Raw genomic sequence first — 23,388 nt, 5'->3', positions numbered from 1 at the left:
TCACAATCTGTGTCATCACAATCGATGTCGTCGCGGCGCCTCGGCAAACTCTGGGGAGTCGGACTGGGACCCGGTGACAGCGAACTGATGACGGTCAAGGCCGCTCGGGTGATCGGTTCGGCCGAGGTCGTGGCCTATCACTGCGCACGCCACGGGCGCAGTATCGCCCGCGGTGTCGCCGAGCCGTATCTGCGTCCGGGGCAGATCGAGGAGAGGTTGATGTACCCGGTGACCACCGAAGCCGCCGACCATCCGGGCGGCTATCGTGGTGCGCTCGACGACTTCTACACCGACAGCGCCGAACTCCTTGCCTCTCACCTGCGTGCGGGCCGCGACGTGGCCCTGCTCGCAGAGGGCGACCCGCTGTTCTTCAGCTCCTACATGCACATGCACAAGCGCCTGGCCGCCGAGTTCCCGACCGAGATCATCCCGGGCGTGACATCGGTGAGTGCGGCGTCGGCGGCAATCGAGGTCCCGCTGGTGGAGGCCGAGGAGACGCTGACCGTCGTTCCAGGCACCCTGCCGGTGCCCCGAATGCGTGAATTGTTCGCGCACGCCGATGCTTTCGCGGTCATCAAACTCGGCCGGACCTTCACCGGGGTGTGCGAGGCGCTGCGCGCGGCCGGCCGGCTCGACGAGGCGTGGTACGTCGAACGCGCATCCACCACCGCACAGAAGGTGGCCCCGGTCGCCGAGGTCGACCCCGCGCAGGTGCCGTACTTCTCGATGGTGGTGGTGCCGGGTCGCTTGAACAACCCGCGCGCAGGCGCCCCCGACCCGCCGCGGGCGGAGGTGGTGGTCGTCGGCCTCGGGCCGGGCGCCGACGATTGGACCACCCCGCAGGTGGAGCGGGAACTGGCGGCAGCCACCGATCTGGTCGGCTACAAGACCTATCTGGCACGTGTGTCGCCGCGGCCGGGACAGCGCATCCACGCCAGCGACAACCGCGTCGAGGCCGAACGTGCCGAGTTCGCACTGGATCTCGCGGCCCGAGGCGCCCGAGTCGTGGTGGTGTCCTCCGGCGACCCGGGAGTGTTCGCGATGGCCTCCGCAGTGTCCGAGGTGGCCGCCGAACCCCGGTGGGCCGATGTGCCCGTGCGGGTCGTCCCCGGCATGACCGCGGCCAACGCGGTTGCAGCGGCGGTCGGCGCGCCACTCGGCCACGACTTCGCGGTGATCTCACTATCGGATCGGCTCAAACCATGGGAGGTGATCGCCGATCGGATCCGCCGCGCGGTGACCGCCGATCTGGTGATCGCCATCTACAACCCGGGGTCGCGCAGTCGAACCTGGCAGGTGTCGGCACTGAAAGACATCCTGACCGAATCGGTTTCGGCAGATCGGGTGCTCGTCCTCGGACGCGACGTCGGCGGCGACGAGCAGTCGCTGACGGTGACGACCGTCGGCGACTTCGATCCGGCTGTCGTCGACATGCGCACGCTGATCATCATCGGGTCGTCGGCGACCCGGGTGGTGCGACGTGGCGGTGGTGATCTCGTCTACACCCCCCGCAGTCACCCGGGTCACTGAGCGCTGGTGGCACGCCGGGCACTCGGCGCACCCGGTGGCGAACCGGCCGATGTCATCCGTCGGTGAGCGTCCGGACCCATGCGGCCGCGGAGACAACGTCGCCGACGGCGGTGACACCCAGCGGTTCGGCTGGTCTTTCGACCATGATCACCCGGACCCCCAGTTCGGCGGCGGCGTCGAGTTTCGGGCGGGTCAACGCTCCCCCGCTGTTCTTGGTCACCAGCGTGTCGATCTGATTCTCCTGCAGCAGTTTCCGTTCGGCGTCGAGGTGATACGGACCGCGGGACCGCAGGATCGCGTGATGGGCCGGGAGCCGGCCGGTCGGCGGGTCGACCACCCGGATCAGGAACCATGCGCCGGTGACCCCGGCGAAGGCGTCGGCGTCCTGGCGACCGGTGGTGAGCAGGATGCGACCGTCGTGACCGCTGACCGCCACGGCGGCGGCGCCGATGTCGGGCACCTGCGTCCAATGGTCACCCGCGCGTGCGACCCACGGTTCACGTCGAAGTCGCAGCAACGGTGTGTCGGTCACGGCACACGCCGTGACGGCGTGCGCGGTGATCGTGGCGGCGAACGGGTGGGTCGCGTCGACCACGGCGCGAACGTGGTTGTCCTGCAACCACCTCGACAACCCGTCGACGCCGCCGAAACCACCGATGCGGACCGCGCCGACGGGCAGGCGGGGTCGGGCGACCCGCCCGGCGAGCGAACTCACGATCTCGATACCGTCGTGGTGCAGGTCTGCCGCGAGGTCCCGGGCCTCGGCCGTACCGCCGAGAATCAGCACGCAGTCGCGGCCCGGCGGTCGGCTACCGGTCATCGGGTTGTCCCCGATACCCATGGGAGTCGTTGCGCAACTTGGTGATCCGAGCGTGGGAGTACAGGTAACTCTCGAGCCGGTCGGGATGATCGGCGGCATCGAGAACACGTCCGACGAAGATCACCGCGGTGCGGGTGATCCCCGCGTCGGCCAGTGCGGTGGCGAGGTCGGAGAGCCGACTGCGAATGATCACCTGATCTGATCGAGAAGCGAAAGCAACTGTGGCAGTAGGGCAATCGCTGCCGTAGACGGGGCTCAGCGTCTCCACGATCTGCGGCGCGCGATGGGCGGCGAGATGCAGCGCGAGTGTCACGCCCGCCGCGGCGAGGTCGGTGAGATCTTCGCCGGGCGGCATGTCGGTCGACAGCGTCGACACGCGGGTGACCAGCAGGCTCTGGCCGATCCCGGGAACGGTCAACTCGTTCTGCAGCGCCGACGCCGCGGCGGCGAAGGCCGGAACGCCGGGCACCCATTCGACATCGATACCCTCGGCGCGGACCCGCGCGACCTGTTCGGCCACGGCCGAGTAGAGCGAGAGATCCCCCGAGTGCAATCGGGCCACATCGTGGCCGGCGCGATGCGCATCGACGATGTGGGAAATGATCTGCTCCAGCGGCATTCGTGCGGTGTCGATGATCGTGGCGTCGTCCGGACACATCGCGAGGATTTCCGCGGGCACCAGCGATCCGGCCACCAGGGCGGTTCGGCAACGACCGAGGATTCGGGCGCCGCGCACGGTGATGAGGTCGGCGGCGCCCGGCCCTGCGCCGATCAGGAACAGGGTCACGACGTCACCGTCCCGTCGGTCGCCTTGGTGCCCGCCCAGCTGACGATCGGCAGTGCCGGGCGCCAGGTGAGGTACCCGCCGAGTGGTGCCGCGGTCTCCACCGCGACCCGACGTAGGGTCGATTCGGTGGCGTCGCTGCGCATCCGATGCCAGTCGGCGAGGATCGCCTGTGTCTCGATCGTCACCGCGTTGGCGACGAGCCGCCCGCCCGGCCGCAGCGCCGCCCACGCGGTGTCGAGCACCACCGGTGAGAGGCCGCCGCCGATGAATACCGCATCGGGAATGGGGGCGTGTACCAACGCATCCGGTACGGCACCACCAATCGTCACCCGTCCCGACACACCGTGCCGGTGGGTGTTGGTACGGAGTCGTTCTGCCCGTGCCGTGTCGCGTTCGAAGGCGATCACCACACCGCCTGGTTGCGCGCGCAACCATTCGATCGCCACGCTGCCGGAGCCGGAACCGATGTCCCACAACGTTTGTCGGTAGGACGGTGCCAACGCGCACACGGTGAGGGCGCGGATGACGGACTTGGTGATCTGTCCGTCGTGCTCGAATGCACTCTCGTCGCGACCCGGCAGTGTCGAACACCGTGGGCCGATGCAGTCGACGGCGATGATGTTCAGTGGGTCGACGACGGTGGCTGGATCCCAGCTGTCGGCACGTGCGCTGGTCACCCGCTCGCGAGGCCCGGCCAGCTGCTCCAACACGGTGAACGGCGAAGCGCCGAAGCCGTGGGCCACGAGAAGGTCGGCGATGCGGACGGGGGTGGTGGCGTCGCGTGCGAGTATCAGCACGCGCCGGGCGTCGGTGATCTCGGTGAGCACGATCTCCGGGTCGGCTGTGACCGCACTGACGACCGCGACGTCCGCGAGATCCCACCCGAGGCGGGCGCACGCCAGCGAGGCACTCGAGACCGTCGGGATCACCTGCACGCGGTGTGCCCCGACCGCAGCCACGATGGTGGCGCCGAGTCCGTGGAACATCGGATCCCCGCTGGCCAGGAGATGGATGCGGGTACCGCCGGGACCGCCGTACCGCGTGAGCTCGGCGGACGACCCGGTGAGGACGGCATGGAGATGCTCCGACATCGGCGAACACCAGGCAACGGTCGTGACGCCGAGATCGGGCAGCAGGGCCAGTTGTCGGGCCGAACCGAGGATCATCTGTGCCGAGGTGAGTTCGGACCGCGCGATCGGCGACAGACCGTCCCAGCCGTCGGCACCGATGCCGACGACGACGAAGGTCGAGTCGTCCTGAGCGGGAACGGAATCACTCATCGGGGCAGTCGCCGCCAGATCGCTCTCGGCAGCAGTCGCATTCCGACGAACAGCGGACGCAGGAGGGCCGGTATCCACACCTCGGATCGTCGCTTGCGGTAGGCACGTGCCACCGCGTCGGCGACCTCGTCGGCCGTCACCGACAGCGGTGCGGGTCGGGTGCCCTGCGCCATCAACTCCGCCGTCATGTTGCCGATGACGAAGCCCGGCCGGGCCAACAACAGCCGAACACCACTGCCGTGCAAGGCATCCGCAAGACCGCTGGCGAAGCCGTCGAGGCCGGCCTTGGTGGAGCCGTACACGTAGTTGGCGCGGCGCACCCGAATCCCGGCGACCGAGGAGAAGACGATGATGGTCCCGCTGCGCTCGGCGCGCATGGCCGTCGCGAGCGGGGTCAGCACACTGATCTGGGCGAGATAGTCGGTGTGCGCGATCTGCAGGGCGTGGGCCACATCGGTTTCGGCGCGCGCCTGATCGCCGAGGATGCCGAACGCCACGATCGCGATCCCGATCGGGCCGTGCTCGCGGGTGAGGGTGTCGATCAACGCGGGGTGGGTCGCGGTGTTGTCGGCGTCGAAGGCCACGGCGACGACGTCGGTCGCTCCCGCCGCGAGCAGGGTCTGCCGTTGGGGTTCGAGATCGTCGGGGCGGCGGGCGGCGAGCACGACGATCCGGCCGGCACACAGCCGCTCGGCCAACGCCACACCGATCTCGCTGCGCCCGCCGAAGACGACCACGGTCCCGCGATCGGGCTCCACACCCTCGTCTGCCACGGGATGCAGTATCGCATCGCGCGGGCGCCCGCGAGGTGCCGGGCATCCGGCGCGATCACCCACGCACGGTCGCTACCGTGAAACCCATGCCACGCACGCGCGCCGATCTCGGCTCCGACGCCCTGTCCTTTCTCGCCGAGCGCCACCTCGCGACCATCGCGACCCTGCGCGCCGACGGCACACCGCACGTCGCGGCCGTGGGATTCACCTACGACGAGGCAGCGGGGCTGGCCCGGGTGATCACCAGCGACGGCAACCAGAAGGTACGCAACGTCGAACGCGGCGGATACGCGGCGCTCACCCACGTCGACGGGCCGCGCTGGCTGACCCTGGAAGGGCCGGCCAGCATCCGTCGCGAACCCGAGCAGGTCACCGATGCCGAACAGCGATACGCCCTGCGCTACCGCGAACCCCGGCCGAATCCGCGGCGGGTGGTCATCGAGGTCAGCGTCGAACGCGTGATGGGCTCGCGCACCCTGCTCGGCACCGAGCCGCAGCGGTGAAACGCCCGCCCCGGGAGCTCAGAGCACCACGAGGTCGTGCGGCCGGACGTTGAGTGCTTCGTGACCGTCGTCGGTGACCACGACGATGTCCTCGATCCGCGCACCCCATCGGCCGGCGAAATACACTCCCGGTTCGACACTGAAGGCCATACCCGGGCGCAGTAGCAGATCGTTTCCGCCCACGATGTAGGGCTCCTCGTGGACCGACAGGCCGATGCCGTGCCCGGTGCGGTGGATGAAGTTCTCGGCCAGCCCACGCTCACGCAGCAGCTCGCGGGCGGCGGCGTCGATCGACTCGGCGGTGACGCCCGGACGCACCGAATCCACCGCACGCGCCTGGGCCTCCTGCAGGGCGGCGTAGGCGTCGGCGATCTCGACCGGCGGGGGTGTGAAGCAGTAGGTGCGGGTGGAATCGGAGTTGTACCCGGGCTCGACCGGGCCGCCGATGTCGATGACGACGACATCGTCGGGCTCGATCACCCGGTCGGAGTATTCGTGGTGCGGGTCGGCGCCATGTGGTCCGGAGCCGACGATGACGAACTCCGCCCCGGTGTGGCCCTCGTCGACGATCGCCGCGGCGATGTCGTCGGCGACGTCTTTCTCGGTGCGTCCCGGCCGCAGCCATTCACCCATGCGCGCATGCACCCGATCGATGGCCGCGCCGGCCCGGCGCAATGCTTCGATCTCCGCGTCGTCCTTGATCATTCGCAGTTCGCGCAACACGTCGGTGGCCAAGGCGGGGGTGGCGGCGACCCGCTGCGCGATCGGCACGAGGTGCAGGGCGGGCATCGCGTCGGACACGGCGAGCCGTGGGTGGTCGGGCAACCCGGCCAGGGCCAGCGCGTGGGCGTCCTGACCGTCGACCCAGTCGACGATCTCGATACCGAGATCGTCGGCGGCCGACTCACGCACCGAGGCCAGCTCCAGACGTGCGACGACCAGGCGTGCGGTGCCGTCTGCGCCGATCACCAGCGCCGTCAACCGCTCGAAGGTCTCAGCGCGCGAACCGATCAGGTACCGCAGGTCCGGGCCGGGCGAGACGATCAGGGCGTCGAGTCCGGCGCCGGCGGCCAGTTCGGCCGCGCGGGTCACCCTCGTGCGGTACACATCGGAGTCGAATCGCGAAGCGCTTCCCATGCGGGCAGCCTACGCGGACCGCGGCGCTGCGACGGATTCGACGCCACCGGCGTGGGAGTGCCGCGCGGATGACAGAGTTGTGGGCGTGACCGACACCGGACGATCCACCCACGGCACCCTGATGCTGCTCGACGGCGCCAGCTTGTGGTTCCGCTCCTTCTTCGCGCTGCCGGAGAAGATGACCGCGCCCGACGGCCGGCCCGTCAACGCCGTCCGCGGTTTTCTCGACACCATCGCCACCCTGGTGACGCGCGAAGAACCGACGCGACTGGTGGTCTGCCTCGATCTCGACTGGCGACCGTCGTTTCGGACCGACCTCATCCCCTCGTACAAGGCGCACCGGGTCGCCCAGCCGGGCGGCGACGCCCACGGTAGTGGCTCCACAACCGTTGATATCGAGGAGGTTCCGGACACCCTCACCCCGCAGGTCGACATGATCCTCGACGTACTCGCCGCGGCCGGAATCGCCACCTCCGGTGCAGCAGGCTGCGAGGCCGACGACGTGATCGGCACGCTGGCGTTCGCCGAGTCCACCGACGACGTGATCGTGGTGAGCGGCGACCGGGATCTGCTGCAGGTCGTCGCCGACGATCCGGTCCGGGTGCGTGTTCTCTATGTGGGACGCGGACTGGCGAAGGCGGAGATGATGGGTCCGGTGGAGGTCGGCGAGAAATACGGCGTGCCCAGCGAGCGTGCCGGTGCGGCGTATGCGGAGATGTCGATCCTGCGAGGAGATCCGTCCGATGGTCTGCCCGGGGTGAGCGGGATCGGCGAGAAGACCGCGGCCAAGCTCATCTACGAGTACGGCGGACTCGACGAGCTCGAGACCGCGGCCGCCGATCCGTCGTCGGCATTGACGCCGCGAAACCGCAAGGCGCTCATCGCTTCCGCCGACTATCTGAGCGCTGCACGCACGGTGGTCTTCGTCCGCACCGACGCGGAGACCGTGGAGAGCACCGACGGCGACCGCCTACCCGCGGCACCGGCGGATCCGGAGTGTCTGGTCGAACTCGCGGCCGAACTGGGGATCGGGTCATCCGTCGGCCGCTTGTCCAAGGCTCTGGGGTGGGATCTCGACGTGCCGCGCTGATCGCGTCCGGCCGCATGTCGTGGTGTGGCCCCGGTCGGCTCAGCTGGTCGGTCGCGCCACCTGGTACTTGCCGTCGTCGTCGAGGAAGGTGACCTTGACGTTCTGTTTCTGGCCGCCGACGGTCACGGTGCATGTGAAGGAGTTGCCCTTCTTGACCTTCTGGCCGGAGGGGCAGCTCACATCGGAGACGTCGCTGGCCTGATACTGCTCGGTGAGTACCTGTTTGACACCGTTCTGCGCGGCGGTCTGATCCAGTTCCCGCGGCCACCACCACAGCCAGCCGGTGACCACGATTGCGATCGCCGCGACGATCAGGACTGCGCCGACCGCGATCAGCCCCTTCCAGAGCCCCTTCTTCTGCGCGGGTGCGGCCATGCCGGCGAACTGGTCGCCGGGTGCTCCATACGCCCCGTAGGGGCCCGGCTGTCCGGGCTGTCCCGGTTGCGGCTGGCCGAACTGACCGAAACCCGCGGTACCCGGCTGACTCTGTGCCCCGTAGGGCGTGGTCCCCGGCTGCTGGCCATACGGCGCACCCGCCTGCGGGGCCGCAGCGCCGTACGGCGCTTGGGCGGCAGCGCCGTATGGCGCTTGGGCGGCAGCGCCGTACGGCGCACTCGCCTGGCCGGGCTGCTGGCCGTACGGCTGGGGCTGACCGAACTGCTGGGGCTGACCATGGGGCTGGGCCTGGCCGAACTGTGCGGGCTGCCCCCCATACTGCTGCGGCTGGCTGGTGGGCGCCATCTGGGTCGGGTTGTACTGCTGTCCGCTCCCGTCGCCGAATCCCGTTGGCGCCGAGGGGGTTCCGTAACCAGGTGCAGGGTATCCCGGCTGTGCCGGCTGGCCGGGTTGTTGGGGAGGAGCGGGCTGCTGGGGTTGGGCGGGCTGGGCAGGGTATCCGGCGGGAGTGGCCGTGGTCGGCGGCGCCTGCGGCGGTTGCTGCACGTGACCCGGAATCTGCACGACCTCGGTCTTGCCGTCGGATGCGGGTCCGGTCGGGTTCGCGCCGGAGTCGGGTGTGGCAGGGTTGCCCGGACCCGCGTCACCCGCCGCCGGTGTGCCCGGAACCTTGTTGCTGGGGTCTTCCGGATTGGTCATCTGTGGTCTCCCGCCTTCGCTGCGCCGCTTGGCGTGCGCGTGTCGCCGATTCGCCCGACTCCATGGTCGGCGAACTCCCCCCGAGGTGCACCCGGCCTGTCCGCCGGCATCAGCGCGGGAGGTCGCCCACCGGCCCGATCAGCAAGAAACGTTACCCCAGCGACCGCCCTCGATCACTCAATGCGCCCGACGGCGACGAATGGTGTCGATCGGACGACCGAATATCGACGGTCAGCCCAGTTCGGCAGCGACCACGCCGCGGCGGATGGCCCCCACCGCGACGCGCGCGGGGCGCGCCAGCGGCGAGTCCTCACCCACGCACAGTCGGATCTGTTCGAGCAGGTCGACGACCTGTCGATTCCATCGGACGAAATCTCCGGGCGAGAGCAGATGTCCGCGTTCACCGGCCGCGGCGAGCGCCTCGGTCAGCGACCGGCCCGACACCCACAGCGAGACCGCAACGGAGAAGCCGGTGTCGGGTTCACGGGTCGGCGAGACGTGGTGGCGTGACTCGACGGCGGTCACCGATCGCCAGATCCCGACGGTGTCGGCGATCGCCGTGCGCAGTGCCGGATTGCCGCTCATCGCGTCGGCGCCGGAATAACTCTCGCGGCGCGACTCGAAGACCATCGCGGCGACGACGGCCGCCAGGTCCGGCGGTGAGAGCTTGTCCCAGATCCCCGCCCGGATGCACTCGGTGACCACCAGGTCGCTCTCGCTGTAGATCCGGCTGAGCACCTCGCCGGTCGGCGTGACACGCACGGTCTCGTCGACGTACTCCACATAGCCGAGTTCACTGAGCACCCCGACGATGTGGTCGAAGGTGACACCCAGCGTCGAGGTGCGCGCACCGATCCGCGCCTGCGCGTCGACGATGTCGCGCAACAGCCGATTGCGTCGTTCGGCCAGCCGGAACAGATCGTCGGAGGCCTCGATGCCGTGGGCGGGATGCGCCTTCAGCGCGTGCCGGAGCCGCTTCAATTCGGCGTCGTCGGCGGCCTCGGCACGCTTCTTGCTCCCGCGCCCCCGGGGCATCTCGATACCGGTGGAGCGCAGCGCCGTCGCGAGGTCGCGGCGACCTCGCCCGGTACGACGATCGGCGTTGCGCGGCAAGCGCATTCCGCCGAGGACCTCCGGCGGATTGACGAAATCGGCGACCCCGACGCGACCACACCAGGCGTCCTCGGTGAGCACCAGGGGTTTCGGGTCGACCGGCGCCCCGGCGGTCTCCAACACCACCGCGATCCCGCGATGGCGCCCCGTCGGCACACCGATGACCGCACCCCGTTTGAGCGAGGCGAGTTCGTCGGCGATCGCGTCCCGACCCTCGACGCGACGCCGGAACCGCAGATCCCGTTCGCGGCGACGGATGTCCTCACGCAGGGTGATGTATCCGAGGAAGCCTGCGTAGGGTTCCTCGGAGCCGTGCGCGACCTCTGCAGCGTCTGCGGGGCCGGCCGTGTCCGCGTCGACGCCGATCGGTCCCGGATCGATCCCCCGGCGCTGCGCAGCACCGGCGAGCTCGACGTCGAGGCGCCGCAACTGGCGGCTCATCTCGTCGACCTTGCGCGCCTGACCGACCACCGAACGGTCTGCCTGGAACTGTGCGAAGGAGCGGTTGAGCAGGTCGCGCGACCCGGCGAGGCCGAGTCGCCCGATCAGATTCACCGCCATGTTGTATTCCGGCGCAAAGGAACTCCGCAGCGGGAAGGTGCGCGCACCGGCCAGCCCGGCGACCTGCTCCGGGATCAGTTCCGGTGACCACACGATCACCGCGTGTCCCTCGACGTCGATCCCGCGTCGACCGGCGCGGCCGGTCAGCTGGGTGAATTCCCCGGGGCTGAGGTCCACGTGCGCCTCGCCGTTGAACTTGACGAGCCGCTCGAGTACCACCGACCGGGCGGGCATGTTGATGCCCAGCGCCAGGGTCTCGGTGGCGAACACCATACGCACCAGTCCGCGGACGAACAGCTCCTCGACCGTGTGCCGGAAGGTCGGCAACAGACCGGCGTGATGGGCGGCGAACCCACGTCGCAGACCCGCCCGCCACTCGTCGACACCGAGGACATCGGCATCGGCGGGTGAGAGTTCGGTCAGATGCCGATCCACCACGTCGTCCACCGCCGCGACCTGATCGGGGGTGAGCAGGTTCAGACCCGACCGCAGACACTGCGCCAGCGCGCCGTCACAACCCGCGCGGGAGAAGATGAACCCGATCGCGGGCAGCAGACCTTCCTTCTCCAAACGTGCGACGACCTGCGGCCGGGGCGGACCCGGCTTGCGTCGGGGACGGCCCCGCCCGCGGCGCCCGCGCTGGTCATCGTCGTCGTCGAGGAGCATCCGGTGGCGGATGAAACGCTTCAACTCGGGATTGACCTTCGGCCGATGATCACCTGCCGCACCGCGGGAGTCGAACAGATCGAACAGGCGGCTGCCGACCAGCATGTGTTGGGTCAGCGGCACCGGCCGGTGATCGTCGACGATGACCGTGGTGTCGCCTCGGACCGTTTGGATCCACTCGCCGAACTCCTCGGCGTTGCTCACCGTCGCCGACAGGCTGACCACCCGTACCGAGGGCTCGAGATGCAGGATGACCTCTTCCCACACCGCGCCGCGGAACCGGTCGGCGAGGAAGTGCACCTCGTCCATCACCACATGCGACAGGCCGTTCAGCGCCGGCGAATTCGCGTAGATCATGTTGCGCACAACCTCGGTGGTCATCACCACCACCGGCGCGTCGGAGTTGATCGAGGTGTCGCCGGTGAGCAGCCCGACCGACGCGGCACCGTGCACCGCGACCAGGTCGGCGTACTTCTGGTTGCTCAATGCCTTGATCGGCGTGGTGTAGAAACACTTGCTGCCCGACGCGAGCGCCAGGTGCACGGCGAACTCACCGACGATGGTCTTGCCCGCACCGGTGGGGGCACAGACGAGGACGCCGTGGCCGCTCTCCAGAGCGTGGCAGGCGCGGATCTGGAAATCGTCGAGACGGAAGTCCAGGCGGGCGACGAAGGTGTCGAACGCCGAACCCGCGGTGGCGGAGGGGGCGTCGAGCCGGTCCGAGGAAGTCATCGACACCAGCATGTCACCTTCGAGGCCATCGGTGCTCTCTGTGCAGCTCCGTCGTGGCCCGGTGAGACGTGGCCGGTGAGAGGTCGGTGGGTCAGAGGATGTCGTCGAAGGTGGATGCGTCGCGCACCCGGGCACGCGGCGTGCCCTGCTCGGTGGGGCGGCTCCCGGTGCTCACGCCGACGGCCGGCTCCAGCCGCGAGGCCACCGGCGGCGCGGACGGCGCGGGGATCGTGCTGGCCTGGTCGTCGGACAAGGCGTCCCACTCCTGGGTGCGGCGGGTCTTGCGGCGATCGTTGACGCGGGCGATCTGGATGGCTACCTCGAGCAGCACCGTCAACGCCAGGGACAACGACAGCATCGTGAACGGGTCCTGGCCGGGGGTGACGATCGCCGCGAAGACGAACATGGTGAAGATGAGCCCGCGCCGCCACGCCTTGAGCTTCTGATAGCTGACGACCCCGACGAGGTTGAGCGCGACGATGAGCAGCGGGAGTTCGAAGCTCACGCCGAAGATGATCAGCAGGTGGATCATGAAGCCGAAGTACTGGTCACCGGCCAGAGCGGTCACCTGCACGTCGTTACCGACGGTCAACAGGAAGTGAAAAGCCTTGGCCACCACCAGGTACGCCATCACGGCGCCACCGACGAACAACACCGCCGCCGCGGAGACGAAACTCATCGCGTACTTGCGTTCGTTGGCGTGCAGGCCGGGGGTCACGAACTGCCAGATCTGATACAGCCAGACGGGGCAGGCCAGCACCATGCCGGCGGTCAGCGCGACCTTCAGACGCAACATGAACTGGTCGAAGGGGCCGGTCGCGAGGAGCCGACAGCTACCGTCGGCGGTCAGCGTCGCCCGGGTCGACGGCGGCAGCGAACAGTAGGGTTCGCGCAGCAGATCGCCGAGGGATGAGATGCCGGGAATGCCGTGCGAGTACCAGATGAAGCCGACAATCGTGGTGACGACGATGGCCGCCATCGCCACGAGGAGTCGGTACCGAAGCTCCTGCAGATGCTCGACCAACGGCATGGTGCCGTCGGGGTTGAGCTTGCGTTGTCGCTTACGCGGGTCGAGTGGGATCCGCACGCCGTACGCGCCTAGGCGGACTTCTTCGTGTTGTCGGCCGGCGCGTTCGGAGCGGCCGCGTTGTGCGTCGGCGTCTCCGAGGAGGTCGGCAGTTCACGCGGCGGGGCGGGTTCGGCTGCGGTCGGTCGGGTCTCCCCGTCCTTCTGCATCTCCTGCACTTCGCTCTTGAAGATCCGCATTGACTGGCCGAGTCCGCGTGCGGCGTCGGGCAGCTTCTTCGATCCGAACAACAGCACCAGAACCACCAGCACGATGACCCAGTGCCACCATGACATTGCACCCATTGAACTACCTTTCCCCGTCATTTCTCGGCCCGAGCGCCATCGTACCCCGCACCCCGGGCCGCCCGTCACCGCAAGTGCGACGACTCGTGATCACGCCCCCGCCGGGCCGGTCGTATAGCGAGCCCGGGCGCGCGCGGCCTCGACGCCGATCGCCGTCGCCATGTCGGCGTCGTCGACGACGCGCACACGCCCACCGAATCCGAGGAGGAAGCGGGTCAACCAGTCCGCCGAGCCGTAGACCAGGCGAGCCCGGACCGGCGCGGACGGATCGGGCCGATTCTCGATCGGTTCGAGTGGTTCGACGGTGTAGTAGTCGAGAATCCACAACTCCGAGGAGTCGATCTCGATGTCCACCGACGGAAGGTCCGGGTTCTCGGTGAGAATCGGCGACTGCACGGTGTGGCGTGCCTGATCGGGCGGTGCGGCCGGTTCGTCGAGCATCACCGCCTCGTCGATCCGGTCGAAGCGGAACAGCCGGACGCCCTCGCTCTCGCGGCACCACGCCTGCAGATAGGTGTGACCGTCGACGGCCTGCAGCGAGATCGGGTCGATGATCCGCCGGGTCACCACGTCGCGGCTCGCCGAGTAGTAGTTCAACGCCAGGGCACGGCTCGACCGCACCGCCTCCCGCACGATGCGATAACGGGGTGACTCGGTGAGATCGTCGCCGGAGGCCGAGGTGAGAGGTACGAGTCCGGAACCCCCGGCGGCACCGGGTGCCGGGGCACCGACCGCCTGCTCGATCTTGGCGATGGCCCGCCCGGCCGCTTCGCGGTCGAGAACACCCGGGGTGTCGACGAGCGCACGCAATGCCACCAGCAGGATGCTGGCCTCGGTCGGGGTGAGCCGCAGCGGCCGGTCCATCCCCGCGGTGAATCCGACGTGTACGTGGCCCTCGCTGAACTCGACCTCGATGAGATCGTCCGGGTAGTAGCCCGGCAGGCCGCACACGAACAGTTGCTCGAGGTCCTTGGTCAGCTGGCGCTCGGTCACCCCGAGATCGGCCGCCGCCTGATCGATCGAGATGCCGTCGTGGGCAAGGAAATACGGGACGAGCGCAAGCAGGCGGCTCAACCGGGACGGTGCAGCCTGGGCCATCAGGCACTCACCTGCGTCAGGGTGTCCAGAGCATCGATGACGATCTGCCTCAGTTCCGGTGGCGAGAGCACCACCGCGTCGGCGCCCGCGCCGAGCACCATCCGCGCGAGACCGGTCAGCGAGCCGATCTCGATGTCGAGGATGTCGCCGGGTTCGCCGTCGTGGTCCTGCGCGGTCTGGCCGGTCGCATGTCGCCGTAGGCCCGCGGCGCGCCCATGCGCCACCCATACCCGCGCCGTACGGCCGTCGGCTCCGGCTGCGGATTCGACCGCCGAGGCCACGATCGCCTGCAGATCGGTGCCGTCGGGGACGGTCACCGAGCCCGGCTCGCCGACAGCCGTCACGTCGGTGAGTCGGCTCAGCCGGAAGGTGCGGGTGTCGGCGCGGTCCCGATCGTGGCCGACGACATACCAGCGGCCCCGATGGGTGACCACACCCCACGGTTCGAGGGTCCGCGGCATCCCCACCGATCCCGATCCGGCCCGGTAGGTGAAAGTCACCGCGCGTTGCGCCTCGATCGCCGGCAACAACGCACCGAGGGTCGCCTCACTGCCCATCGACCTCGCCGAATCACCCGCGGAGACGCCGATCTCGTCGTCGGCGCGGACGTCGAACCCTGCGGCCCGCAACTTGAGGACCGCGGTCTGCGAGATGGCCGAGATCTCCGGGGTGTCCCACAGCGTGGCCGCCATCGCGATCGCCGCGGCCTCGTCCCGGTCGAAGGAGATGTCGGGCAACTCGTAACTGTCACGATTGATGCGATACCCGTCGAGCCCCTGCCCCATCGCCGAGGGCCCGGTCACCAGCGGAATGCCCAACTCCCGCAACTCGGTCTTGTCGCGTTCGAACATCCGGTTGAATGCCTCGGCCGACTGTCCGTCGTCGTGGTAGCCGACCACATTGCGTCGGATGTACTCGGCGGTGACGAACTGCTTGGTCGCCAGCAGGCAGATCACCAGATTGAGGAGCCGCTCGACCTTCGAGACCTTGGTTGCCACCCGTCGAGCCTACGACTCACATGGACGCGATCAGGCGATCGACGCGCTCGTCGACCGACCGGAACGGGTCCTTGCACAGCACCGTTCGTTGCGCCTGATCGTTCAGTTTGAGGTGGACCCAGTCGACGGTGAAATCGCGACCCGCCTTCTGCGCCGCGGAGATGAAGTCGCCACGCAGTTTGGCCCGGGTGGTCTGCGGCGGTTCGTTCACCGCGGTCTTGATCGCCTCGTCGGTGGTGATCCGGCGGACCAGACCCTTGCGGGACAGGACGTCGAAGACACCGCGACCGCGTTTGATGTCGTGGAAGGCCAGGTCGAGTTGCGCGATCTTCGGGTCGGACAGATCCATCGAGTACCGGTCCTGGTAGCGCTCGAACAGCTTGCGCTTGATCACCCAGTCGATCTCGGTGTCCACCCCGGAGAAGTCGCCGCTCTCCACCGCGTCGAGCATCCGGCCCCACAGATCGACGACCATGTCCATCTCCGGATCCGGGCGCCGGTTCACCAGGTGTTCGACGGCGCGCGCGTGATACTCGCGCTGGATGTCCAGGGCGCTGGCCTGCCGACCACCGGCGAGCCGGACCGGGCGACGCCCCGTGGGGTCATGGCTGACCTCGCGGATGGCACGAATCGGGTTGTCCAGCGCGAAATCCCGGAACACCACGCCGGCCTCGATCATCTCCAGCACCAATGCCGCCGAGCCGACCTTGAGCAGCGTCGTCATCTCCGCCATGTTGGAATCGCCGACGATGACGTGCAGCCGCCGGTACTTCTCGGCGTCGGCGTGCGGCTCGTCGCGGGTGTTGATGATCGGGCGGGAGCGCGTGGTCGCCGACGACACACCCTCCCAGATGTGCTCGGCGCGCTGCGACAGACAGAAGGTCGCCGCCTTCGGGGTGGCCAGCACCTTCCCCGCGCCGCAGATCAGCTGCCGGGTCACCAGGAACGGCAACAGCACATCGGAGATGCGGGAGAACTCGCCCGCCCGCACCACCAGATAGTTCTCGTGGCATCCGTAGGAGTTGCCGGCCGAATCGGTGTTGTTCTTGAACAGGTAGATGTCACCACCGATGCCCTCGTCGGCCAGGCGCTGCTCGGCGTCGATCAGCAGATCCTCGAGGACGAGTTCACCCGCCCGGTCGTGGTTGATCAGCTGGACCAGACCGTCGCATTCGGCGGTCGCGTACTCCGGATGCGACCCGACGTCGAGGTAGAGCCGCGCGCCGTTCTGCAGGAACACATTCGACGACCGGCCCCACGAGACAACCCGCCGGAACAGATAGCGGGCCACCTCGTCCGGACTGAGCCGACGATGACCGTGGAAGGTGCACGTGACACCGAATTCCGTCTCGATGCCCATGATTCGACGCTGCACGTGATCAACCCTACCCGCGCGCCGCCCCGGCGACCTGCCGGACGCGCGACGCGAAATCCCCATCCGCAGCCGGGAAGAAAGTGCTCACTGCGGCGCGGGATCGGTGGAACCCGCGGTGGACTCACCCGGCTCATCCGAGGTGCCGACGCCATCGGTGCCGACGCCATCGGTGCCGGCTCCGTCGACACTCGCGAGCAACTCCGCGACGCGTGCGGCGGTGAGCCGCTTGAACGCCCGCCGGGGCCGATTGCGGTCGAGGATCGCGACCTCGAGATCACCCGGCGTGAGTTCCCGGGGCGTGGCCGCGGCACCGTTACCCGTGTCGGTGGGGGTCGCCAGCGCGGCGACAGCCACCGACAGTGCATGCGCGAGATCGAGGTCCGCCGCATAGCTGTCCTTGAGGGCGGCCGCGATGGATTCGGTGGCACCGCCCATCACCAGGAACCGCGTCTCGTCGGAGATCGAGCCGTCGTAGCCGATCCGGTACAGCTGCGAGGGCTTCGGCTTACCGGGTCGGGCCACCTCGGCGACGCAGAGTTCGACCTCGTAGGGCTTGGCCTGTTCGGTGAACACCGATCCGAGTGCGTTGGCATAGGTGTTGGCCAGGCTCAGCGCCGACACATCGTTGCGGTCATAGCTGTAACCACGCATGTCCGCGAGCTGGATCCCGGCCTTGCGCAGACTCTCGAACTCGTTGTACTTACCGACGGCGGCAAATCCGATGCGATCGTAGATCTCACTGGTCTTGCGCAGCGTGTTCGACGGGTTCTCCGCGACGAACAGCACACCGTCGGCGTAGGTCAGGATGACCACACTGCGGCCGCGGGCAATACCCTTGCGCGCCAACTCCGAGCGGTCGCGCATGATCTGCTCGGCACTTGCGTAATACGGAAAGGTCACCGCGGATCTCCTTCGTGCTCGGCGGCGCGGCGGTCGATGATCGCACGCGCGGCCGCCTCGATGGCCTCCGAGTCGACCTCGTGGGCACCCTGCGCACCCACCACGACCGCCAGCGGGAAGATCTTGCGAACCAGATCGGGACCACCGGTGGCGGTGTCGTCGTCGGCAGCGTCGTAGAGGGCCTCCACGGCCACCGCCAGCGCGCCGTCGGCGTCGAGATCACGGCGGTAGAGCTTCTTCAGCGACGATTTGGCGAACACCGATCCGGAACCGATGGCGGTATATCCGCCGAACTCCTCGTGACGGTCGCCCGCGACGTCGAAGGAGAAGATCCGACCGCGCTCGGTCGGGTCGTCGTGATCGATGTCGTAACCGACCAGCAGCGGGATCGCGGCCAGACCCTGAAGCGCCGCACCGAGATTGCCGCGCACCATCGAGGCCAGCCGGCTCACCTTGCCGTCCAGCGTCAGCGGCACACCCTCGATCTTCTCGTAGTGCTCGAGCTCCACGGTGAACAACCGGATCATCTCGATCGCGATACCCGCGGTACCGGCGATACCGGCCGCCGAATACTCGTCGGTGATGTAGACCTTCTGCACATCCCGCGTGGCGATGAGATTGCCCATGGTCGCTCGCCGGTCGCCGGCGAGCACCACCCCGCCCGGATAGCTGACCGCCACGATGGTGGTGCCGTGCGGGATCTCGGAGGTGTCGGTCGCGGCGCTCATGTGCTGTGCTCGCGCCCCCGGCAACTGCTCCGGAGCGTGCACCCGGAGGTAGTCACTGAACGAAGAGATGTCCGCGCCAAGGGAAAGAGCCGGTCGCCGTACGGGATTGGGGAACAGTGAATCGAACCCGTCGCTCACTGGCCGCCCTTCTGGACATAGGCACGCACGAAGTCCTCGGCGTTCTCCTCGAGCACGTCGTCGATCTCGTCGAGCAGATCATCGGTGTCCTCGGTCAGCTTCTCGCGACGTTCCTGACCCGCACCGCCGTCCGAGCCGAGATCGTCGTCGTCCCCGCCGCCGCCGCGCTTGGTCTGTTCCTGCGCCATCTGCACTCCTTAGTGTTGGCGAAGCCTCCGGCTTCGCGTGTGTTCACGCCCGAGAGCACCACTCTTCGTCGTCGGAGACGTCGCTCGCTGCGCTCACTGGTCTCCTCCTCCTGCATCGCGGTGCGACGCGAACACGCCGTGCCACCATCACCCGAGCCGTATACGGGTTGTCGTCGTACCCGCTCGCTGGTGTATGACCACACTACCGGCGCAGACCCGTTCTGGGCGGTCGGAACACGACGACGTCCGCGACGTCGATCAGGTCGTGAGCTGCTCGACGAGGTCGGCCGCGGAGTCGACGGAGTCGAGGAGCTTGCCCACGTGGGCTCGGCTGCCGCGCAACGGCTCCAGCGTCGGGATACGCACCAACGAGTCGCCGCCGAGATCGAAGATCACCGAATCCCAGCTCGCCGCGGCGACGTCGGCGCCGAAGCGTCGCAGGCACTCCCCACGGAAGTAGGCGCGGGTGTTGGTCGGCGGTTCGGTGATCGCCCGCGTCACCTGAGCCTCGTCGACCAGACGTTTCATCGATCCGCGCGCGACGAGCCGGTTGTAAAGACCCTTCTCCAGGCGCACGTCGGAGTACTGCAGATCGATCAACTGCAGGCGAGGCGCCGACCAGCCGAGGCCCTCGCGCTGCCGGAAGCCCTCCAGGATCCGCAGCTTCGCCGGCCAGTCGAGGATGTCGGCGCACTCGAGCGGATCCCGTTCGAGACGGTCGAGGACATCGGCCCACGTGGCCAGGACGTGCATGGCCCGCTCGTCGTCGGAGTGTTCCCGCTCGTGGAACCCGACGCACCGGTCGAGATACTCACGCTGCAGCGCCAGGCCGGTGAGTTCGCGCCCGTCGGTCAACGCGACGGTCGCGGCCAGGCTCGGATCGTGACTGATCGTGTGCACCGCCTGCACGGGGCGCGCGAGTTCGAGGTCGGAGAAATCGACTCCGGCCTCGATGAGATCGAGCACCAGCGAGGTGGTGCCGACCTTGAGGTAGGTGGCGGTCTCGGCGAGATTCGCGTCGCCGATGATGACGTGCAGACGCCGATAGCGTTCCGGGTCGGCGTGCGGCTCGTCACGGGTGTTGATGATCCCGCGTTTGAGGGTGGTCTCCAGCCCCACCTCGACCTCGATGTAGTCGGAGCGCTGCGAGAGCTGGTATCCCGCCTCGTCGCCGGACTGTCCGATGCCGACGCGGCCGGAGCCGGTGATCACCTGACGCGAGGCGAAGAACGTCGTGAGACCGCCGATGACCGCGGTGAACGGGGTCTCCCGGTTCATCAGATAGTTCTCGTGGGTGCCGTACGAGGCACCCTTGCCGTCGATGTTGTTCTTGTAGAGCTGCAGACGCGGGGCGCCGGGCACACTCGCGACGTGGCGTGCGGCGGCCTCCATGACCCGCTCCCCCGCCTTGTCCCAGATCACCGCATCCATCGGGTCGGTGACCTCGGGCGCGGAGTACTCGGGATGGGCGTGATCGACGTAGAGGCGCGCGCCGTTGGTGAGGATCATGTTCGCCGCCCCGATCTCGTCGGCGTCGATGATCGGTGCCGGACCCGAGCCGCGGCCGAGGTCGAATCCGCGCGCGTCACGCAGCGGCGACTCCACCTCGTAATCCCAGCGCGTGCGCTTGGCGCGGGGCACCCCCGCGGCCGCGGCGTAGGCCAGCACCGCCTGGGTGGAGGTCATGATCGGATTCGCGGTCGGGTCCCCCGGAGCCGAGATACCGTACTCGACCTCGGTGCCGATGATTCGCTGCATGCATCCGAGCGTAGAGGTCGGAGGCCGACGCCACCGATCCCACCCACCTGGGCATCGTTGGTCGGCACGCATGCACCGTGTGTCGGGATCGGGACGAGCTGATGAACGCCCGCCCCGCTTGCGGTGCGTCCGGTCGCCGACGTCGGTAGCGTCTACGCCGTGAAAGCCTTCCGCCGGTTCACCGTCCGCGTACCGCTCCCGGCCCCGCTCGCCGACCTCGACGTCCTGGCCCGCAATCTGCGCTGGGTGTGGCACAGCGACACCCAGGATCTGTTCGCCACGATCGACCCCGATCTGTGGCAGTCCTTCGCCGATCCACTACGCCTGCTCGCCGAGGTCGATCCGGCGCGACTGGCCGAGCTCGCCGACGACGACGGCTTCCGCGGTCGGCTCGAAGCACTGCGCGCAGAGCTCGACACCTATCGGGCCGAACCGCAGTGGTTCGGCCGTCAGGAACGCGACGGGGTGCCGATGCCCCCGGGTATCGCCTACTTCTCGATGGAATTCGGCATCTCCGAGGTGCTGCCGATCTACTCCGGCGGCCTGGGCATCCTGGCCGGCGACCATCTCAAGGCGGCCTCGGATCTGGGCCTGCCGCTCATCGGGGTCGGCCTGTTCTACCGCTCGGGCTACTTCCGGCAGAGCCTCTCGCACGACGGGTGGCAGATCGAGCGATACCCCGTCAACGATCCGGGGCTGCTGCCGCTGGACCTGCTGACCGACGGCGAGCATCCGGTCGACGTGACCGTGTCGATGCCCGGCGGACGCACCCTGCACGCCCAGGTCTGGGTCGCGACCGTGGGCCGGATCCCGTTGCTGCTGCTCGACACCGACATCCCGGCCAACGACGATGAACTGCGTTCGGTGACCGACCGGCTCTACGGTGGCGACCAGGATCATCGGATCAAACAGGAGATCCTGCTCGGCATCGGCGGGGTGCGCGCCCTGCGCGCCTTCATCGCGGCCACCGGCCGCCCCGAGCCCACGGTGTTCCACATGAACGAGGGACATGCGGGCTTCCTCGGCTCCGAACGCGTGCGCGAACTCGTCGAGTCGGGCCTCGACGTCGGCTCCGCGGAGTCGGTGGTGCGCGCGTCCAACATCTTCACCACCCACACCCCGGTCCCCGCAGGCATCGACCGTTTCGGCAAGGACCTGGTCTCGTTCTACCTCGACGCCGACCCCGGTGGTGGGTCCCGGTTGCTGCCCGGCCTGTCCGCGGCGACGGTCCTCGAACTCGGCAATGAGGGTGATCCCGGCGTGTTCAACATGGCGCACATGGGTTTTCGGCTCGGCCAGCGGTCGAACGGGGTGTCGCAGCTGCACGGCGAGGTCAGCCGAGAGATGTTCGCCGGGCTCTGGCCGGGCTTCGACGCCGACGAGGTGCCGATCGGGGCGATCACCAATGGCGTGCACGGCTTCACGTGGGTCGCGCGCCCCTGGCGCGAACTCGTCGGCGCCGACGAGGACTCGGCGGCATCCCGGTACGCCGAATTGTCGGCGGCCGATCTGTGGAAGACCCGGCAGACGCTGCGCGGCGGGCTGGTCGACGAGGTCCGCCGACGCGCACACGCCAGCGGCCGGGACCGCGGATTCAGTGAGGTCGAATTATCCTGGACCGCTGATCTTTTCGACCCCGAGGTGCTGACCATCGGCTTCGCGCGCCGCGCCGCGACCTACAAGCGGCTCACGCTCATGCTGCGCGATCCCGACCGTCTCAAGCGCATCCTCACCGACCCGCAGCGTCCGGTGCAACTGGTCATCGCGGGCAAGGCGCACCCGGCCGACGACGGCGGCAAGGCGCTCATCCAGCAGGTGGTGCGTTTCACCGAGGACCCGGCGATCCGCGATCGCATCGTGTTCCTGCCCGATTACGACATCTCGATGGCGCGGCACATCTACGCCGGCTGCGACGTCTGGCTCAACAACCCGGTGCGGCCGATGGAGGCCTGCGGTACCTCGGGGATGAAGTCGGCGCTCAACGGCGGCCTGAATCTGTCGATCCTCGACGGATGGTGGGACGAGATGGCCGACGGCGAGAACGGCTGGGCCATCCCGTCGGCCGAGGGCGTCACCGACGAGAACCGGCGCGACGACCTCGAGGCCGAGGCACTGTATTCGCTACTGGAGAACTCGGTCATCCCGTTGTTCTACGCGCGTGAGACCAGCGGCCTGCCCGAGCGATGGGTCGAGATGGTCCGGCACACGCTCTCGGTTCTCGGTCCGAAGGTGCTCGCGTCCCGGATGGTTCGTGACTACACCACCGAGCTGTATGCGCCTGCGGCCCAGTCATTCACGGCCGCGGTCGCCGACGACTACGCGGCCGCCCGCGACCTCGCCGCCTATCGCAGGCGCGTCGAGGCGGCGTGGCCGTCGGTGATGATCGCGGGGCTCGACGAGTCCGGCGACCCGGGTGCCCGGCAACTACAGCTGACCGCCCAGGTCGGTCTCGGCGGGATGGCTGCCGACGAGGTGACGGTCGAAGCGGTTCTCGGTCGGGTCGACGACGCCGGCGACATCGTCGAGCCGACCGTGTCGCCGATGAGCCCGGCCGGTGGTCCCGACGCCTCGGGTCGGGTGGCCTTCACCACGACGATCACCCCGCACCGTTCCGGTGTGCTCGGTTACACCGCGCGTGTGTTGCCGCGCCAGCGGCTGCTCGCCGACGACGCCGAACTCGGACTCGTGCGGTACCCGGCGCCGGCCGGCGGGTGAGAGAGACGGCTCGGAGACCCCCGCGTCTGCGG

20 protein-coding genes are annotated in these 23,388 nt (G+C 68.6%); 4 read left to right on the top strand and 16 right to left on the bottom strand.

Features of this window, described 5'->3' with window-relative positions; translation table 11 throughout:
• The first annotated feature begins 24 nt into the window (after positions 1-24).
• A complete protein-coding gene (gene cobJ, locus AC5ZH6_RS12760; protein WP_035727960.1) occupies positions 25-1,530 on the top strand; it encodes a precorrin-3B C(17)-methyltransferase in 1,506 nt (501 codons plus the stop codon).
• A gap of 52 nt (positions 1,531-1,582) precedes the next feature.
• Here the strand turns inward: cobJ and AC5ZH6_RS12755 are convergent, their stop codons facing one another.
• From AC5ZH6_RS12755 to dprE2, 4 genes are read right to left on the bottom strand one after another with little or no spacing between them, the layout of a single operon-like run.
• On the bottom strand, positions 1,583-2,371 hold the full coding sequence (locus AC5ZH6_RS12755) for a cobalt-precorrin-6A reductase (protein WP_496169095.1): 789 nt from the start codon (positions 2,369-2,371) through the stop codon (positions 1,583-1,585).
• Complete coding sequence (locus tag AC5ZH6_RS12750) at positions 2,340-3,137, bottom strand: cobalt-precorrin-4/precorrin-4 C(11)-methyltransferase (RefSeq protein WP_020171338.1); 798 nt, start codon at positions 3,135-3,137, stop codon at positions 2,340-2,342. Before AC5ZH6_RS12750 ends, AC5ZH6_RS12755 begins: the two co-directional genes overlap by 32 nt.
• Positions 3,134-4,417 carry a precorrin-6y C5,15-methyltransferase (decarboxylating) subunit CbiE gene (gene cbiE / locus AC5ZH6_RS12745; RefSeq protein WP_496169094.1) on the bottom strand — a complete coding sequence of 428 codons (1,284 nt, stop codon included), beginning with the start codon at positions 4,415-4,417 and terminating at the stop codon, positions 3,134-3,136. The genes AC5ZH6_RS12750 and cbiE overlap by 4 nt, the downstream gene beginning before the upstream one ends.
• On the bottom strand, positions 4,414-5,190 hold the full coding sequence (gene dprE2, locus AC5ZH6_RS12740; protein ID WP_496169093.1) for a decaprenylphospho-beta-D-erythro-pentofuranosid-2-ulose 2-reductase: 777 nt from the start codon (positions 5,188-5,190) through the stop codon (positions 4,414-4,416). The genes cbiE and dprE2 overlap by 4 nt, the downstream gene beginning before the upstream one ends.
• An 86-nt stretch (positions 5,191-5,276) precedes the next feature.
• On the opposite strand from dprE2, the gene AC5ZH6_RS12735 reads away from it, so the two are divergent.
• A complete protein-coding gene (locus tag AC5ZH6_RS12735; RefSeq protein WP_006370174.1) occupies positions 5,277-5,693 on the top strand; it encodes a PPOX class F420-dependent oxidoreductase in 417 nt (138 codons plus the stop codon).
• An 18-nt stretch (positions 5,694-5,711) separates the two neighbouring features.
• Here AC5ZH6_RS12735 and AC5ZH6_RS12730 read toward each other — a convergent pair whose 3' ends face one another.
• Complete coding sequence (locus AC5ZH6_RS12730) at positions 5,712-6,830, bottom strand: M24 family metallopeptidase (protein ID WP_006370173.1); 1,119 nt, start codon at positions 6,828-6,830, stop codon at positions 5,712-5,714.
• 121 nt (positions 6,831-6,951) lie between these two features.
• Here AC5ZH6_RS12730 and AC5ZH6_RS12725 point away from each other — a divergent pair, with 121 nt between their 5' ends.
• Positions 6,952-7,920: a 5'-3' exonuclease gene (locus tag AC5ZH6_RS12725; protein WP_496169212.1), complete on the top strand. Its 969-nt coding sequence runs from the start codon at positions 6,952-6,954 to the stop codon at positions 7,918-7,920.
• Between the two features lie 39 nt (positions 7,921-7,959).
• Here the strand turns inward: AC5ZH6_RS12725 and AC5ZH6_RS12720 are convergent, their stop codons facing one another.
• From AC5ZH6_RS12720 to dop, 11 genes are all read right to left on the bottom strand, one after another.
• Positions 7,960-9,015 (bottom strand): DUF4333 domain-containing protein, encoded by a 1,056-nt coding sequence (locus AC5ZH6_RS12720; RefSeq protein ID WP_006370171.1) that lies wholly within the window; start codon positions 9,013-9,015, stop codon positions 7,960-7,962.
• Between the two features lie 231 nt (positions 9,016-9,246).
• Positions 9,247-12,087, bottom strand: coding sequence for a DEAD/DEAH box helicase (locus AC5ZH6_RS12715; RefSeq protein WP_050955264.1), 2,841 nt, complete (start codon positions 12,085-12,087; stop codon positions 9,247-9,249).
• Between the two features lie 91 nt (positions 12,088-12,178).
• Positions 12,179-13,174 carry a twin-arginine translocase subunit TatC gene (tatC, locus tag AC5ZH6_RS12710; protein WP_006370169.1) on the bottom strand — a complete coding sequence of 332 codons (996 nt, stop codon included), beginning with the start codon at positions 13,172-13,174 and terminating at the stop codon, positions 12,179-12,181.
• An 11-nt stretch (positions 13,175-13,185) separates the two neighbouring features.
• Positions 13,186-13,458 carry a Sec-independent protein translocase subunit TatA gene (gene tatA / locus AC5ZH6_RS12705; protein WP_006370168.1) on the bottom strand — a complete coding sequence of 91 codons (273 nt, stop codon included), beginning with the start codon at positions 13,456-13,458 and terminating at the stop codon, positions 13,186-13,188.
• A 90-nt stretch (positions 13,459-13,548) separates the two neighbouring features.
• Positions 13,549-14,556 (bottom strand): helix-turn-helix transcriptional regulator, encoded by a 1,008-nt coding sequence (locus tag AC5ZH6_RS12700; RefSeq protein WP_006370167.1) that lies wholly within the window; start codon positions 14,554-14,556, stop codon positions 13,549-13,551.
• The gene (locus AC5ZH6_RS12695) at positions 14,556-15,554 is read right to left on the bottom strand and encodes a helix-turn-helix transcriptional regulator (protein WP_006370166.1); all 999 of its coding nucleotides are present in this window, start codon (positions 15,552-15,554) and stop codon (positions 14,556-14,558) included. Before AC5ZH6_RS12695 ends, AC5ZH6_RS12700 begins: the two co-directional genes overlap by 1 nt.
• 16 nt (positions 15,555-15,570) lie before the next feature.
• Positions 15,571-16,929, bottom strand: coding sequence for a Pup--protein ligase (gene pafA / locus AC5ZH6_RS12690; protein ID WP_014360026.1), 1,359 nt, complete (start codon positions 16,927-16,929; stop codon positions 15,571-15,573).
• 84 nt (positions 16,930-17,013) lie between these two features.
• Complete coding sequence (prcA, locus tag AC5ZH6_RS12685) at positions 17,014-17,829, bottom strand: proteasome subunit alpha (RefSeq protein WP_006370161.1); 816 nt, start codon at positions 17,827-17,829, stop codon at positions 17,014-17,016.
• The gene (gene prcB / locus AC5ZH6_RS12680) at positions 17,826-18,695 is read right to left on the bottom strand and encodes a proteasome subunit beta (protein ID WP_006370160.1); all 870 of its coding nucleotides are present in this window, start codon (positions 18,693-18,695) and stop codon (positions 17,826-17,828) included. The genes prcA and prcB overlap by 4 nt, the downstream gene beginning before the upstream one ends.
• Positions 18,692-18,883 (bottom strand): ubiquitin-like protein Pup, encoded by a 192-nt coding sequence (locus tag AC5ZH6_RS12675; RefSeq protein ID WP_006370159.1) that lies wholly within the window; start codon positions 18,881-18,883, stop codon positions 18,692-18,694. The genes prcB and AC5ZH6_RS12675 overlap by 4 nt, the downstream gene beginning before the upstream one ends.
• Positions 18,884-19,141: 258 nt before the next feature.
• Positions 19,142-20,641 carry a depupylase/deamidase Dop gene (gene dop / locus AC5ZH6_RS12670; RefSeq protein WP_006370158.1) on the bottom strand — a complete coding sequence of 500 codons (1,500 nt, stop codon included), beginning with the start codon at positions 20,639-20,641 and terminating at the stop codon, positions 19,142-19,144.
• 159 nt (positions 20,642-20,800) lie between these two features.
• On the opposite strand from dop, the gene glgP reads away from it, so the two are divergent.
• The gene (glgP, locus tag AC5ZH6_RS12665) at positions 20,801-23,356 is read left to right on the top strand and encodes an alpha-glucan family phosphorylase (RefSeq protein WP_170320201.1); all 2,556 of its coding nucleotides are present in this window, start codon (positions 20,801-20,803) and stop codon (positions 23,354-23,356) included.
• Positions 23,357-23,388: the final 32 nt, after the last annotated feature.

It is taken from the genome of Gordonia sp. YC-XJ4 (genome assembly GCF_059511865.1).
This window is presented reverse-complemented; position numbering and strand designations above follow the sequence as displayed.